Origin of the sequence: Streptomyces sp. NPDC060366, assembly GCF_042725135.1 — a bacterium.
In the GTDB taxonomy this organism is placed as follows: Bacteria; Actinomycetota; Actinomycetes; order Streptomycetales; family Streptomycetaceae; genus Streptomyces.
Window position 1 is genome coordinate 377,079 of sequence record NZ_JBHXDC010000007.1, and the last position, 14,125, is coordinate 391,203.

Consider the following 14,125-nt stretch of genomic DNA (forward strand, 5'->3'; position numbering starts at 1 on the left):
CCTCCTGACGGTATGTCCCTCCTGAAGAAACACGAGAACCTGATGGACCTCACGAACCCCGCCCCCGCACCCGCTCCCGGCCCGAGCAGACGGCATGTCCTGGCCGTGAGCGGTGCGGTGACCGCCGGCGCGCTGACCGCCGGGGGTACGAGCGCGGGCCGGGCCGCCGCGGCCGGCCCGGAGCCGGGGCTGCCCGCCGAGCGGCCCGGCGGTACGCCTCGTACCGTCACCGTCACCGTCTCCGAGGGCACCAACATGGCCGCCGCCCTCTCCCGCGACGGCACCGGCCTCGCTGTCGACGTACTGAGCGCGATCTGGCTGGTCCCCGGTGCGGGCGGTCCCGCCGTCCGGCTCACCGGCGAACTCCAGGACGCCACCCAGCCGCACTGGGCGCCGGACGGCAGCCGTGTGGTGTTCCAGTCCTTCCGCGACGGCGCCTACCAGCTGTGGTCGGTGAAGCGCGACGGCACCGGCCTCACCCGGCTGACCGACGACGACTACGACAACCGCGAGCCGCAGTACGCGCCCGACGGCAGCCGGATCGTCTTCACCTCCGACCGGTCGGGCAGCAACGACCTGTGGCTGCTCGACCCGGCCACCGGCGTCCGTACGCAGCTCACCACCGGCCCCGACGAGGACGGCACACCCGCCTGGTCGGCGGACGGCAGGACGATCGTCTGCACGGTGAACGACGCGGCGATCGACTCCGTGGACGTGGCGACCGGAACCAGGACCCGGCTGATCACCGCGAGCGCCGGAGCGAAGATCTTCGGCCCGGCGCCGAGCCCGGACGGGCGCCGGGTGAGCTACGTACAGTTCGCGGGGACCCGCGCCGATGTCATGATCGACGGCCAGGTGGCCGCCGCCGGCGAGGACGTGCACGCCGTGCGCACATCCTGGACCTCGGACGGTGACCTGCTCTACACGGCAGGCGGGCACGTCCGGCGGCTGCGCCCCGGCGGCGCCCCCCGCACGGTGGACTTCACCGCGACGGTCACCTTCACCCGCAAGCCCTGGAAGCCTCGGGTCAGGGACTTCACCTCCCGGGCGGCCCGGCAGGCCAAGGGAATCGCGAGCCCGGTCGTCTCCCGCGACGGTCAGCGCATCGCCTTCCGGGCGCTGAACGCGCTGTGGGTGATGAAGACCGGCGAGGCCCCCGTCAGACTGGCCGACGACGGATTCTTCAACTCCGACCCCGACTGGTCCCCCGACGGCACGGCCCTCGTCCACGCGAGCGACCGCTCGGGAACGGCCGCGCTGTGGCGCAGGGACCTCACCGGCGGTGAGCCGGTGCGGCTGACCTCCCTGCCGGGCGCGCAGCTCACCCCCCGCTGGTCCCCGGACGGCACGAAGATCGCCTACCAGGACGAGAACGGCGCGACCTGGGTGCTGGAACTCGCCTCCGGCGCCGTACGCCAGGTGCTTCCCGTCCTCTTCCAGCCGGGCCGCCCCACCTGGTCCCCGGACGGCGCCCACCTCGCGGTCGCCGCCAACCAGCCCTACTCCAGGCGCAACCGGGCCGGGCTGAGCGAAGTCCTCACCGTCGACCTGGCCACCGGCGCCACCCGCTCCCAGCCCGTGGCCGCCCACCGGTCGATCGCCACCCGGGGCGACGACGGACCGGTGTGGACCCCGGACGGCAAGCACTTCGTCTTCGTCATGGAGAGCACGGCGTGGCGGGTGCCCGTCGATCCCACCGGACAGATCACCGGCGCACCCGAGCAGATCACCACGGAGGTCACCGACTCCCTCTCCGTGGACACGGGCGGCCGTCTCTTCTACCTGAACAACGGCACGCTGCGCACCGTCCCGCTCACCGGCGGCACCCCGCGCACCGTGCCCGTCCCCCTCACCTACCGCAGACCTGCGACGGATCGCACCGTGGTGCTCCGCGCCGGCGCCGTGTGGGACGGGCGCGCCCAGCAACTGCGCGGCGCCGCCGACATCGTCGTCAAGGGCGACCGGATCGCCGCGATCCGCCCCGCGGGACAGGGCCGGGGCGACACCGTCGTGGACCTGTCGGGCCTCACCGCGATGCCCGGCCTGGTCGACGCCCATCTGCACTGGCACCTGCGCGGCCGGCAGTGGGGCGACCGCACGGGTCGCCTGCTCCTGTCGTACGGCATCACCACCGTGCTGTCACCGGGCGATCCGGCCTACCAGATGGTGGAGACGAGGGAGGCCATCGAGTCGGGCGCCCAGGTGGGGCCGCGCTTCTTCGGTACGGGCGACGCCCTGGACGGGGCGCGGGTGTTCTGGAACTTCGCCCGTCCCGTGGTCGGCACCGACCAGCTGCGGCTGGAGATGGAGCGCGCCGAACGGCTCTCGTACGACCTCGTCAAGACCTACATCCGGCTACAGGCCCCACTGGAGCGCGCGGTCACCCGCCAGGCGCACGAGCGGGGGCTGCTCGTCACCTCGCACTACGCCTACCCGCACGCGGCGTACGGCATGGACGCCATGGAGCACACGGGCGGCGGCAACCGCGTCGGCTACTCGCAGACCCAGACCCGGCTGGGCAGGGCCTACGAGGACGCCATCGCCGTCCTGACGGCCGCCGGGATGCCCGTCACCTCCACGCTGATGAACTCCTCCGTACTGCTCGCCGACGACCGTTCGCTGGTCACCGACGAACGGACCCGCCTGCTCTACCCGCCGTGGGACTACACGGTCCTGGTGGCCAAGGCGGACGCGGCCGGCGGCCCGGACGCCGGGCTGAACCGCGCGCTGCTGGCGGGCGGCGTCGACATGCTGCTGCGCGTACAGCGCGGCGGCGGCAGCGTCATCGCGGGCTCGGACGCCCCGCTGGACGATCCCGCCCTGTCGCTGCACCAGAACCTGCGCGCGATGGTGCGGGGCGGATTCACCCCGTACGAGGCGCTGCGCACCGCCACCGCCAACCCCGTCCGGCGCATGGGCGTGGACGACGACCTCGGCACGCTCGAAGCGGGCATGCTCGCCGATCTGGTCTTCGTGGAGGGCGATCCGCTGCGGGACATCGACGCGGCGGCGGCCGTACGGACGGTGGTGACGGGCGGCACGCTCCGTACGGTGTCCTCGCTGCTGGAGCCCTTCAGGGCCACGGGTACGCGGTCTCCCGCGGCCAATCCGAAGGAGCGGTCCCTGGTGTCCGCGCGGACCGAGCGCCGGTACGGGTGGCAGGACCCGCGCCCCGGCGGGACGGGCTGTCTGTGCTGAGGAAGAGCTGAGGGAGAACCGGCTGGGGGCGGGGGCCGGACGGGGACGAGTGCGGTGGGCATCGAGCTCTCCGAAAAAACTACGGTGTAGGAAAAGATTCCTACACCGTAGAATGTCGGTGTGGGCCACCGGATCCACCGACGGGAGAGTTCGCGGCATGGCTACGTGGCACGAGATCCGCGGTAGGCACCCGGAGTTCGCGGACAGGGTCTCGGCGTGTTTCGCGACGGGCGTCAACAAGACGATCGCGACCCTGCGCCGGGACGGCTCACCTCGCATCAGTGCGATCGAGCTGGAGTTCAAGGACGGCGACGTCACTCTGGGAATGATGGGCGGATCGGTCAAACTCCGCGACGCCCGGCGCGATCCGCGCGTCGCCGTCCACAGCCCCACGATCGACGCCCCGGAGGGGGAGACCTGGCACGGAGACGCCAAACTCTCCGGAGTCCTCGTGGAGACGCCGGCCCCGGCGGGGAACCCGCACGTGGGCGCGGGCTTCTTCCGGATCGACATCCGGGAAGTCGCGCTCACCTACCTCGGCACCCCCGCCGACCACCTCGTCATCGAGTCCTGGCACGCCGAACACGGGTGGCGGCGCAGGACGCACTGAACCGGCCGTCGCCGTACGCCCCGCCGCCACCTGAAAATCTACGGCGTATGAATTCGCTTCCGCTCGGTAGGATGCCGAGGTGGCAACGGAACCGGACACGGGCAGGAAGCGCGGGCGCCCCGCCGCCGACCAGGCGGGACTCACCGCCGACCGGATCCTCACGACCGCCCTCGCCCTCGTCGACGAGCAGGGTCTCGATGCCCTGAGCATGCGCCGTCTGGCCCGAGAACTGGGCGTGGACCCCATGTCGATCTACCACCACCTGCCCAACAAGGCCGCGGTCCTCTCGGGGCTCGTGGAACTCGTCTTCTCACGCATGCGGTTGCCGCAGTCCGTACCGGACGACTGGTCCGAACAGGTGCGTGCCTGGGTGAACGCCTACCGGGGCCTGGCCCGGAGCCACCCCCGGCTCGTACTCCAGATCGTCACCGACCCGGTGGCGGTCACCCAGGCGTCGGCGATGATCAACGGCCCACTTCACGCCGCGCTGACCTCGGCGGGCGTACCGGCGGACAAGATCGACGCGTGCGCCGGCATGTTCGTCGACTTCGCCAACGGGTTCGCCCTGGCAGGGCTCGTCTCCCCGCCTCCCGTCCCGGCCGGGAAGCCCCCGCAGTCCCACTTCGACATCGGCATGGACGTCATGCTCCTCGGCGTCCGCGCACTCGTCGCCGGCCACGACGACCCCTGACACGCACGAGCCCCCACCGCTCGCGACACGCGGCCGTGTCCGATTCGTACAAGACCTGGTCCCGTCCGCCCCATACGTTGCCGCGTATGAGTACAGACATTCCCCCGACCTGTCGGCCGGGGCAGCCGGGGTACGACGAGGCGCGGCTGGGACTGAATCGGGCGGTCGAGTCGCGGCCGGACCGTGTGGTCGTCGCTCGGGACGAACAGGACGTGGTCGCGGCGGTGAGGCTGGCCGGGGCACGGAAGCGGCCCCTGGCGGTGATGGCCACCGGGCACGGTCCGAGCCGGTCCGCCGATGGCGCCGTGCTGGTCAACACGGGGCGGATGGACGGCGTGGAGGTCGACGTGTCCGGCGCGACGGCGTGGATCGAAGCCGGGGCGCGCTGGCAGGGCGTCCTGGAGCGCACCACGCCGCACGGCCTGGCGCCGCTCAACGGCGCGAGCCCCAACGTGGGAGCGGTCGGGTATCTGGTGGGCGGCGGAGCGGGGCTGCTGGGGCGTCGTTTCGGGTTCGCCGCCGATCACGTACGGCGGCTGCGCCTGGTCACGGCCGACGGCCGGGTCCGTGAGGTCACGGCGCAGGACGAGCCCGACCTGTTCTGGGCGGTACGCGGCGGCAACGACAATTTCGGGCTGGTCGTCGGCATGGAGATCGACCTGTTCCCCGTATCTCGGCTGTACGGCGGCGGGCTCTACTTCGCGGGCGAGGCAACAGCCGACGTGCTGCGGGCGTACGCCGAGTGGACCCGGCAGGTGCCCGAGGAGATGGCCTCCTCGGTGCTGCTGGTCCGGAACCCCGACGTGCCCGACGTGCCGGATCCGCTGCGCGGGCGGTTCATCGCCCACATTCGCATCGCCCACAGCGGTGACGTGGCGGACGGCGAGCGCCTGGTGCGGCCACTGCGCGAGATCGGCCCGGTCGTCCTGGACACCGTGCGGGTGATGCCGTACGCCGAGGTCGGCACGATTCACCACGACCCCACGTCCGTGCCGTACCGCGCCTACGACCGCAACGTCCTGCTGGGTGACCTGACGAGCGACGCCGTCGACACCGTCGTCGCGACGGCCGGACCGGGCGCGGAGGCGTCGTTCGTCACCGAACTGCGCCACTTCGGCGGCGCCTACGCCCGCCCGCCGAAGGTCGGCAACTGTGTGGGCGGACGCGACGCCGCCTTCTCGGTCTTCACCGGCGCCGTCCCCGAACCCCGGAATCTGCGGGGGCGCGACGAACTGCTGGCCCGGTTGCGCCCCTGGAGCACCGGCGAAACCCATGTCAACTTCGCGGGCGTCGAGGACACCGGCCCCGACCGCGTGCGCGCCGCCTACGCCCCGGCCGACTTCGAGCGACTGCGAACCATCAAGTCGCGGTACGACCCCGACAACATGTTCCGCGTCAACTTCAACATCCCGCCCGAGGAGCCCGCGAGGAATCCGGGATGAGCGGCGGCCCCGGCGCGTCGACGGGGTGTCCGATTCGTTCAAGACCTGGTCGGAACCCGAGTGGTTACGTGGCCGGTATGGGTACGGATACGAACGAAAGGGAGTGGTCCTCGTGACCTCCTCACACGGTGAACACGATGAATCGGACCTCACCGAGCTGGTCAACGTCGGCCGTTCCGTGGCCGGTTACTTCGAGCGCGTCGGTGTCACCAGGATCGCGCAACTGGTGGGCGAGGACCCGGTCGAACTGTACGAGCGGATGTCGGCCGCCGCCGGGCAGCGGCTCGACCCCTGCCTCCTCGACACCGTCATGTCCGCCGTGGACCAGGCCGAAGGAGAACCCGCCCGCCCCTGGTGGCACTACACGCCCGAACGCAGCCGACTCCAGGCCGAGCGACAGGCGCGGTTGCCCACCGGACCCGCAGGACCCACCGGACCGTGAACGACCCCCGTGTCACACCGGGCCCGGAGGGCGCTCCGGCCCCGTCGCGTACGCAAGCGGAGGCGCGATCGCCTGGGCGTCCGCTCGTTCCCCGACCCACAGCCCGATGAACACCGCGGCCGTGGCCTCCAGGAGCCCCGCCCGCTCCAGCCCGCCGCCGGCCACGGGCTCGCAGCCCACATCGCGCACCAACTCCCTTACGCGCGCCAGGGCTTCCTCGTCGTCCCCGCAGATCGGAACGGCCAGTGGCCGTCCGTCGAAGACGGGCGGCCGCATGCGCCACACGTCCTCGTGGCAGAGGTTGAACGCCTTGACCACATGAGCCCCCGGCGCCGCCACGGCCAGTCGCGACGCGGCCGAGGGGCCTCCTTCCGTCAGCAGCCGGAAGCCCGGCCCGACCGGATTGGCACAGTCGACCAGCGCCTTGCCGTCCAGAGCCGCCCCGAGCTCCCGCGCCACGTCCGCGTTCGCGCCGAAAGGCAGCGCGGCCAGCACCACCTCACCGAACTCGGCCGCCGCACGCGTGGTGGCGGGCTTCGTACCGCCCCCGATACGGGTCGCGAGCCGCCGCGCCTTGTCCGAGTCCCGTCCGCCGATGACCACTTCATGGCCGGCCCGCGCCCAGTGGGTGGCGAGCGCGTCCGCCATGTTGCCCGTCCCCAGTACGCCTATCCTCATCACGCGTCCCCTTCCGTGCCTTGTCTCCACGCCACGTCTCCGCGCCTTTCGCGCCTTGCGTCCACGACGCCCGCTTCCGGCCGTCCGCGACGACGCTAGGCGGCCCGTCGGGCACCATTCGGTACGTGACCACCGACGCCTTCCTCGCCGACTGCCGCGCCCGCCTCGCCTTCGACCTGCTCTCGAACACGTGGAACGCCGTGGTGCTGCGGGCGCTGCGCGACGGTCCCCGGCGCCCCGTCGAACTGCGCGAGCGGATCGGCGGCATCAGCTCCAAGGTCCTCACCGAGACGCTGCGGCGCCTGCGGTTCAACGGGCTGGTGGAACGGCACGCCCATCCGGGAGCACCACCACGCGTGGAGTACCGGCTCACCCCGCTGGGACGGACCTTGCTGGCACCCCTCGATGCCGTCGGAGCATGGGCGTTCGAGCACGGCGACGAGGTCATGGCCGCTCAGGAGGCGGCCGAGGCGACCCAGGACTGAGGATTCGTCAGGCCACTCGCCTCAGCGATTCAGACCTCGCGCCCCAGATACGCCGCCAGCCGGTCGTTCCCGTTCGCGTCGTGCGGCGCCTGTCGCTCCGGGGCGAACGAGCCGCCCGCCGTGCGGGGCAGTGAGCCGTAGATCTCCCGCACCGACGGCAGCACGGCGTCCGCGATGTCCGGTGCGAAGCCGGTCGGCCGGCCCGTGGCCCTCGCCAAGTCCCAGCCGTGGACCAGCATTTCGATGAGCAGCTGCTCCACCATCCGCCACCCGGGCGCGGGTCCGAAACGCTCCTCGGGCAGCCCCGGCCGGCGGAAGGCCGCCAGTGTCGCGGCGGCGGCGTCCCGGAACGCGGCGACGTGATCGCTGCCCAGAAGGTCCGCGTCCGCGTCCGAATTCCCGTCCGCGCCCGGACCGTTGTCCGCTCCCGTGGGCGGCGCCCCCGCCGCCAGCCCCGCCCACATCACGTTCTCCCACACCAGATGGCCGAGCAGTGCGTGTACGTCCCAGTCGGCGCACGGCGTGGGGTCGCGGAACCGGTCCGGCCCGACCCCTGCCACCAGCTTCCCGACCTCGCCCAGAACCAGCGCGCAGGTCTCCACGATCCGGTCCGGACGCAAGGCCACCGACACCTCCCGCGGGTCGCCCGAGCCCGCAGGGGCGCTCGCGTACAGGGCCTCTTGCCGGGCGGCCAGAGCGCCCGGCGCCGGATTCGCCCGCAGCGCGGTCATCAGCCACTCGCCCCGCGCCGCCAGCCCCGGCCGAACCGGAAGGCCGTTGATGACGCAGACCAGTTGCCAGTACCTCTCCACCCCCGGATCGGCCGCCATCTCCAACTGCGCCAGCAACAGCCCGCGCGCCTCGGCGCCGTCGGTCCGCGGCGCCGTCCCCGCGGGCCACGCCGTGCCCTCCTGGGTGGGGATCCACTCGGCGACCACCGCGCCGACGACGTCGTCCGCAGACGGTGAGTCCGGCGCGAGGCCCTCCGCCATCGCCGCCGACACCCGGCGTACCCAGAAGTCCGTCATGCGCTCGGCGGCCCGTACATGGCCCTCCTCGTGCACCGAGGGGGAGTGCTCCGCCGCGTACGCGGCCATCGCGCGCAGCCCGGCCGACACGGCCGGATCCCGGACGAGAGCGCTCAGTTCGAACCAGGCGTCGACCTGCTCGGCGGTGGGATCGGCAGGCAGATCGGGCGTGGCGGCCAGCAGTGCCTCGCGGTAGCCGGGTGCGTCGATGCCGTCGAGCGCGCCCGTCACGAACGTACGGACGGTCTCCTCACGCTCGGCGGCCGACATCCGGGTCAGCTCGGTCAGCACCCGCAACTCCTCGGCCGTCGACCCGCGCCGCCCGGCCGAACGCAGCACCGCGAGCTGAAGCCGGAGCGTACGGATCTGGGCCTCCAGCGCGTCGGCGTGGACCGCCGCCGTCTCCGCGAGGCCGTGCTCACGGTCCAGGACGCCCCGGATCTCGGCCAGCCCCAGCCCGAGATCGCGGAGCGTACGGGCCAGATCGAGCCGGGCGACGGCCTCGGGGCCGTATCTGCGGTAGCCGGACGCGGAGCGGCCGGCCGGGGGCGCGATGCCGAGGTCCGACCAGTGCCGGACGAGCTTGACCGACAGACCGGTGCGGGCGGCGAGCTCACCGATGGTGAACTCCGGCGGTTCGGGTGGGGTGTCGTTGCGCATACGGCCACTCTCAGGTCTCCCACGCGGGGAGAGTCAAGGCACTCCGCGCCCCCGCCCCTGGGCCCCGCCGCCCCCACACACCCCCACTCGCACCCGCCGAATCGCGAGGATTGCGCGGACTGTGCCCGTCCCCGGGCCCCATGGTGCGCAACGAGGCGGGGAAGTCGCCCGGAGCATGGCAGGCTTGGCGCATGGCTCAGATCAACCCCAGCATCCTGTCCGCCGATTTCGCACGTCTGGCCGAGGAGGCGAAAGCGGCCGAAGGCGCCGACTGGCTCCACGTAGATGTCATGGACAACCACTTCGTGCCCAATCTGACTCTCGGCGTGCCGGTGGTCGAAGCGCTCGCCCGCGCGACGGAGACCCCGCTGGACTGCCATCTGATGATCGAGGAGCCCGATCGCTGGGCGCCGCAGTACGTCGAGGCCGGAGCCGGTTCCGTAACCTTCCACGCGGAGGCCGCGGCGGCCCCCGTACGGCTCGCGCGCGAGATCCGCGCCAAGGGCGCTCGCGCCTCGATGGCGCTGAAGCCCGCGACCCCCGTCGAGCCGTACGAGGACCTGCTGCCCGAGCTGGACATGCTGCTGATCATGACGGTGGAGCCGGGCTTCGGCGGTCAGGCGTTCCTGGACATCATGCTGCCCAAGATCCGTCGTACCCGTGAGCTGATCTCCAAGCACGGCCTCGAACTGTGGCTCCAGGTCGACGGCGGCGTCTCGGCCGCGACCATCGAGCGGTGTGCCGAGGCGGGGGCGGACGTCTTCGTCGCCGGTTCGGCGGTGTACGGGACGGACGACCCGGCGGCGGCCGTGCGGATGCTGCGCCACCAGGCCGACGAGGCGACCGCCTCGGCCGGCTGGTCCTGCGCCCACTGAGGCGCAATTCCACGCGGCCACCTGGCCACGGCTACATGAACGGCGCCCATCCGGGCTGATCAAGGACCGCCGAATCTGACAGGATGAGAGCGCGTCCAGAGTGTGAACAGCAGTGAGGAGATCGCGGTGTCTGGTATGTCGGCGGGTCGGCCGGCCCTGCGCATGGGACCCGCGGAATTGGTGCAGGCTGCGGCCATGGCCCGCCGCTTCTATCTGGAGGGCAAGTCCAAGATCCAGATCGCCGAGGAGTTCGGCGTCAGCCGCTTCAAGGTGGCCCGGGTCCTGGAGACCGCGCTCGAACGTGACCTCGTGAGGATCGAGATCCGCGTCCCGGCCGAGCTGGACGCCGAGCGTTCCGACGCCCTGCGCGCCCGCTACGGCCTGCGGCACGCGGTCGTCGTGGAGTCGCCCGCCGAGGGCGCCGACGAGTCGCCCGACCCGGAGAACCTCGGCGAGGTCGCCGCCGACCTCCTGGGCGAACTGGTGGTCGAGGGCGATGTCCTCGGTCTGGCCTGGGGCCGCTCCACCATCCATATGGCCGCGGCGCTCGACCGACTGCCGCCCTGCACCGTCGTCCAGCTGACCGGTGTGTACGACGCGGGCACCGCCGAGCGCGGCTCCGTCGAGGCCGTACGTCGCGCCGCACAGGTCTCCGGCGGCGAGGCGCACCCGATCTACGCACCGATGCTGCTGCCCGACCCGGCGACGGCCGCCGCGCTGCGCAGCCAGCCCGGTATCGCGCGGGCCTTCGACTACTTCGACAAGGTCACCGTCGCCGCCGTCTCCATCGGCTCCTGGGAGGCTGGGATCTCCACGGTCCACGACATGCTCACCGACGAGGAGCGCTCGCACTACGCGTCCCTCGGGGTCGAGGCCGAGATGTCGGCGCATCTCTTCGACGCGGAGGGCCGGCGGGTCGGACGGGACCTGGGCGAGCGGTGCATCACCGTCGAGGCCGACCGGCTGCGCCGTATCCCCGAGGTCGTCGCGATCGCGGGCGGCCAGCGCAAGGGCGCGGCCATCGGAGCCGTACTGAGATCCGGGCTCGTCACGAGCCTGGTCACCGACACCGCCGCGGCCGACTTCCTGCTGCACGACTTCGAGCCCGGCTCGCGCCCGGCCCTGGAGCGCAAGGACCCGGACGGCGAGTAGGACCCGGACGGCGAGTGGCGCCGGGGGCGGCGACCACGACACCGCCGGCGTCTTCGGCCGAAGCTACGAACACCCCCGGCGCCCGTCGGCCGATGGTACGGAAAGCATCCCGCCGGTTCGCCAGAAGTCCGTGCCATCGGCGATGATGACGTAGGAGCCGCAGCCGGGACCGTCACCGGTCCGAGCTGACTCCCCACCCGCCCTTTCCGTAGAACCGCAGGTGAGAGAGTCGGTATGCGTTTCCTCAATGATCTGAAGCCGCCGTACGACCTGACGTACGACGATGTGTTCATGGTGCCGAGCCGTTCGGCCGTCGGATCCCGGCAGGGTGTGGACCTCGCCGCACCCGACGGCACCGGCACCACGATCCCCCTCGTCGTCGCCAACATGACGGCGATCGCGGGCCGCCGTATGGCGGAGACCGTCGCCCGGCGCGGTGGCCTCGTCGTCATCCCGCAGGACATTCCGATCGAGGTCGTCACCGAGGTCGTCTCCTGGGTCAAGACGCGGCATCTCGTGCTCGACACCCCGATCATCCTGGCGCCGACGCAGACCGTCGGTGACGCCCTGTCGCTGCTGCACAAGCGGGCCCACGGCGCCGGAGTGGTGGTCGACAGTGGCATGCGCCCCGTCGGGATCGTCACCGACCACGATCTGACCGGGGTCGACCGGTTCACCCAGCTGTCCGAGGTCATGTCGAAGGACCTGCTGCTCATCGACGCGGACATCGACCCGAGCGAGGCGTTCGACAGGCTCGACGGCGCCAACCGCAAGCTGGCCCCGGCCGTGGACGCCGAGGGCAAGCTCGTCGGCATCCTGACCCGTAAGGCCGCGCTGCGCGCCACGCTCTACACCCCGGCCACCGACGCGGCCGGCCGGCTCCGTATCGCCGCGGCCGTCGGCATCAACGGCGACGTCGCGGGCAAGGCCGCGCAGCTCCTCGACGCCGGGGTCGACACGCTCGTCGTCGACACCGCGCACGGCCACCAGGAGTCGATGCTCGCGGCGATCAGGGCCGTCCGGGCGCTCGACCCCAAGGTGCCGATAGTCGCGGGCAACATCGTGGCCGCCGAGGGCGTGCGCGATCTCATCGAGGCCGGCGCCGACATCATCAAGGTCGGTGTGGGCCCCGGCGCCATGTGTACGACGCGCATGATGACCGGTGTGGGACGGCCGCAGTTCTCCGCCGTGCTGGAGTGCGCCGCCGAGGCGAAGAAGTACGGCAAGCACGTCTGGGCGGACGGCGGTGTCCGGCACCCCCGCGACGTCGCGATGGCCCTGGCCGCCGGTGCGTCGAACGTCATGATCGGTTCCTGGTTCGCCGGTACGTACGAGTCGCCCGGCGACCTCCAGCAGGCCGCCGACGGACGTCTGTACAAGGAGTCCTTCGGCATGGCGTCGGCGCGCGCCGTGCGGAACCGCACCAGCGAGGAGTCCGCCTACGACCGGGCCCGCAAGGCGCTGTTCGAGGAGGGCATCTCCACCTCGCGGATGTTCCTGGACCCCTCACGGCCGGGCGTCGAGGACCTGATCGACTCGATCATCGCCGGGGTCAGGTCCGCGTGCACCTACGCCGGGGCCAACTCGCTGGAGGAGTTCGCGGAGAAGTCGATCGTCGGCGTGCAGAGCGCGGCGGGCTACGCGGAGGGCAAGCCCCTCCACGCGAGCTGGAGTTAGGGAAAGTCCGGTTTGTCCGGGGGGCCCGAAGATCTTTTCGGCGGTTCCGTCATCCGGCCGCGACGGTCGTGACCGAGCCGCTCCCACCCCCTTGACCAGGTCTTTTCCTCGCCGTAGGCGAGACGCTGTCCCGGTCGCCGCAGCCGCGGCGACCGGGACGGGCACATCCCGGCCGGAGATCGGGGGACATGACTTGGTTACGTCTGGGTACACGGGCTGTGCACTGTCCAACGGAGCAGGGGAGGACACAGTGTCCATGGCGAGCACAGTCCCGACCGACAGCACGCAGTACGGAACCCACCAGGCCGACATGGCGGAACTGGGACTTCCGTACGTGGAGTGCCCGGGGGATGTGGCACCCAAGGACGCCCGGGAGATTTCGCGGCTCTTCTTCGTCCGGCTGGCAGAGCTGGAGGAAGGCACCCACGAGCACCAGTACGTGCGCAACACCCTGATCGAGCTCAACCTGGCCCTGGTGCGGTACGCGGCGACGCGCTTCCGTAACCGCTCGGACCAGATGGAGGACATCGTCCAGGTCGGCACCATCGGCCTCATCAAGGCGATCGACCGCTTCGAGCTCAGCCGCGAGGTGGAGTTCGCGACGTTCGCCGTCCCGTACATCGTCGGTGAGATCAAGCGGTTCTTCCGTGACACGAGCTGGGCCGTGCATGTGCCGCGCCGGCTCCAGGAGCTGCGGATCGACCTGGCCAAGGCGACGGACGAACTGTCGCAGCGGCTGGACCGCGCCCCGACGACGGCCGAACTCGCCGAATACCTGAACCTCGACGAGAACGAGGTCATCGAAGGCGTCGTCGCGAGCAACGGCTACACCGCCGGCTCGATCGACATGCCGACCGACGACACCGCCGAGTCGTCCTCCAAGCTCTCCGACCGACTCGGCGCGCCCGACGCGCAGTTGGAGGCGGCGGAGAACGTGCAGGCGCTCAAGCCGCTGATCGACGAGCTGGACGAGCGCGAGAAGTGGATCCTCCAGATGCGCTTCGGCGCGGAGATGACGCAGTCGGAGATCGGGCAGGAACTGGGCGTCTCCCAGATGCATGTGTCGCGACTGCTGTCACGGATCACCGGACGGCTGCGGGAAGGTCTGCTCGCCGTCGAGTGAGCCGGACGACCCACCAGGAATTCTCGTATACGCGTGGTGGCGGGGAAGGCCCGAGTCCCGGGCC

The 14,125-nt window shown here is 71.6% G+C and carries 12 protein-coding genes; 10 read left to right on the plus strand and 2 right to left on the minus strand.

The window, feature by feature from the left end:
• The first annotated feature begins 12 nt into the window (after positions 1 to 12).
• From ACFWHU_RS20360 to ACFWHU_RS20380, 5 genes are all read left to right on the plus strand, one after another.
• Complete coding sequence (locus ACFWHU_RS20360) at positions 13 to 3,198, plus strand: amidohydrolase family protein (protein ID WP_387226085.1); 3,186 nt, start codon at positions 13 to 15, stop codon at positions 3,196 to 3,198.
• Positions 3,199 to 3,355: 157 nt separating this feature from the next.
• On the plus strand, positions 3,356 to 3,808 hold the full coding sequence (locus tag ACFWHU_RS20365) for a pyridoxamine 5'-phosphate oxidase family protein (protein WP_387226087.1): 453 nt from the start codon (positions 3,356 to 3,358) through the stop codon (positions 3,806 to 3,808).
• A gap of 79 nt (positions 3,809 to 3,887) precedes the next feature.
• Entirely contained in the window at positions 3,888 to 4,499 is a 612-nt protein-coding gene (locus ACFWHU_RS20370; RefSeq protein WP_387226089.1) for a TetR/AcrR family transcriptional regulator, read from the plus strand.
• An 86-nt stretch (positions 4,500 to 4,585) separates the two neighbouring features.
• On the plus strand, positions 4,586 to 5,941 hold the full coding sequence (locus ACFWHU_RS20375) for an FAD-binding oxidoreductase (protein WP_387226091.1): 1,356 nt from the start codon (positions 4,586 to 4,588) through the stop codon (positions 5,939 to 5,941).
• A 112-nt stretch (positions 5,942 to 6,053) separates the two neighbouring features.
• The gene (locus tag ACFWHU_RS20380) at positions 6,054 to 6,383 is read left to right on the plus strand and encodes a helix-hairpin-helix domain-containing protein (protein ID WP_387226093.1); all 330 of its coding nucleotides are present in this window, start codon (positions 6,054 to 6,056) and stop codon (positions 6,381 to 6,383) included.
• A 12-nt stretch (positions 6,384 to 6,395) separates the two neighbouring features.
• On the opposite strand, the gene ACFWHU_RS20385 is transcribed toward ACFWHU_RS20380, so the two are convergent.
• On the minus strand, positions 6,396 to 7,061 hold the full coding sequence (locus tag ACFWHU_RS20385) for an NADPH-dependent F420 reductase (protein WP_387226095.1): 666 nt from the start codon (positions 7,059 to 7,061) through the stop codon (positions 6,396 to 6,398).
• A 125-nt stretch (positions 7,062 to 7,186) separates the two neighbouring features.
• Between ACFWHU_RS20385 and ACFWHU_RS20390 the strand changes: the two genes are divergently transcribed.
• The gene (locus tag ACFWHU_RS20390; protein ID WP_387226098.1) at positions 7,187 to 7,546 is read left to right on the plus strand and encodes a winged helix-turn-helix transcriptional regulator; all 360 of its coding nucleotides are present in this window, start codon (positions 7,187 to 7,189) and stop codon (positions 7,544 to 7,546) included.
• A 29-nt stretch (positions 7,547 to 7,575) separates the two neighbouring features.
• Here the strand turns inward: ACFWHU_RS20390 and ACFWHU_RS20395 are convergent, their stop codons facing one another.
• A complete protein-coding gene (locus ACFWHU_RS20395; RefSeq protein WP_387226100.1) occupies positions 7,576 to 9,234 on the minus strand; it encodes a TIGR03086 family metal-binding protein in 1,659 nt (552 codons plus the stop codon).
• A gap of 191 nt (positions 9,235 to 9,425) precedes the next feature.
• Here ACFWHU_RS20395 and rpe point away from each other — a divergent pair, with 191 nt between their 5' ends.
• The 4 genes from rpe to ACFWHU_RS20415 all read left to right on the plus strand — a co-directional run bounded on the left by rpe (position 9,426) and on the right by ACFWHU_RS20415 (position 14,061).
• Positions 9,426 to 10,109, plus strand: a complete 684-nt coding sequence (rpe, locus tag ACFWHU_RS20400; RefSeq protein ID WP_078078347.1) for a ribulose-phosphate 3-epimerase — start codon at positions 9,426 to 9,428, stop codon at positions 10,107 to 10,109.
• A 102-nt stretch (positions 10,110 to 10,211) separates the two neighbouring features.
• Positions 10,212 to 11,261, plus strand: coding sequence for a sugar-binding transcriptional regulator (locus tag ACFWHU_RS20405; RefSeq protein ID WP_385801374.1), 1,050 nt, complete (start codon positions 10,212 to 10,214; stop codon positions 11,259 to 11,261).
• Between the two features lie 234 nt (positions 11,262 to 11,495).
• Positions 11,496 to 12,938, plus strand: a complete 1,443-nt coding sequence (locus ACFWHU_RS20410) for a GuaB1 family IMP dehydrogenase-related protein (protein ID WP_385801372.1) — start codon at positions 11,496 to 11,498, stop codon at positions 12,936 to 12,938.
• A gap of 250 nt (positions 12,939 to 13,188) precedes the next feature.
• Positions 13,189 to 14,061: an RNA polymerase sigma factor SigF gene (locus ACFWHU_RS20415; protein ID WP_385801370.1), complete on the plus strand. Its 873-nt coding sequence runs from the start codon at positions 13,189 to 13,191 to the stop codon at positions 14,059 to 14,061.
• Positions 14,062 to 14,125 lie beyond the last annotated feature (64 nt).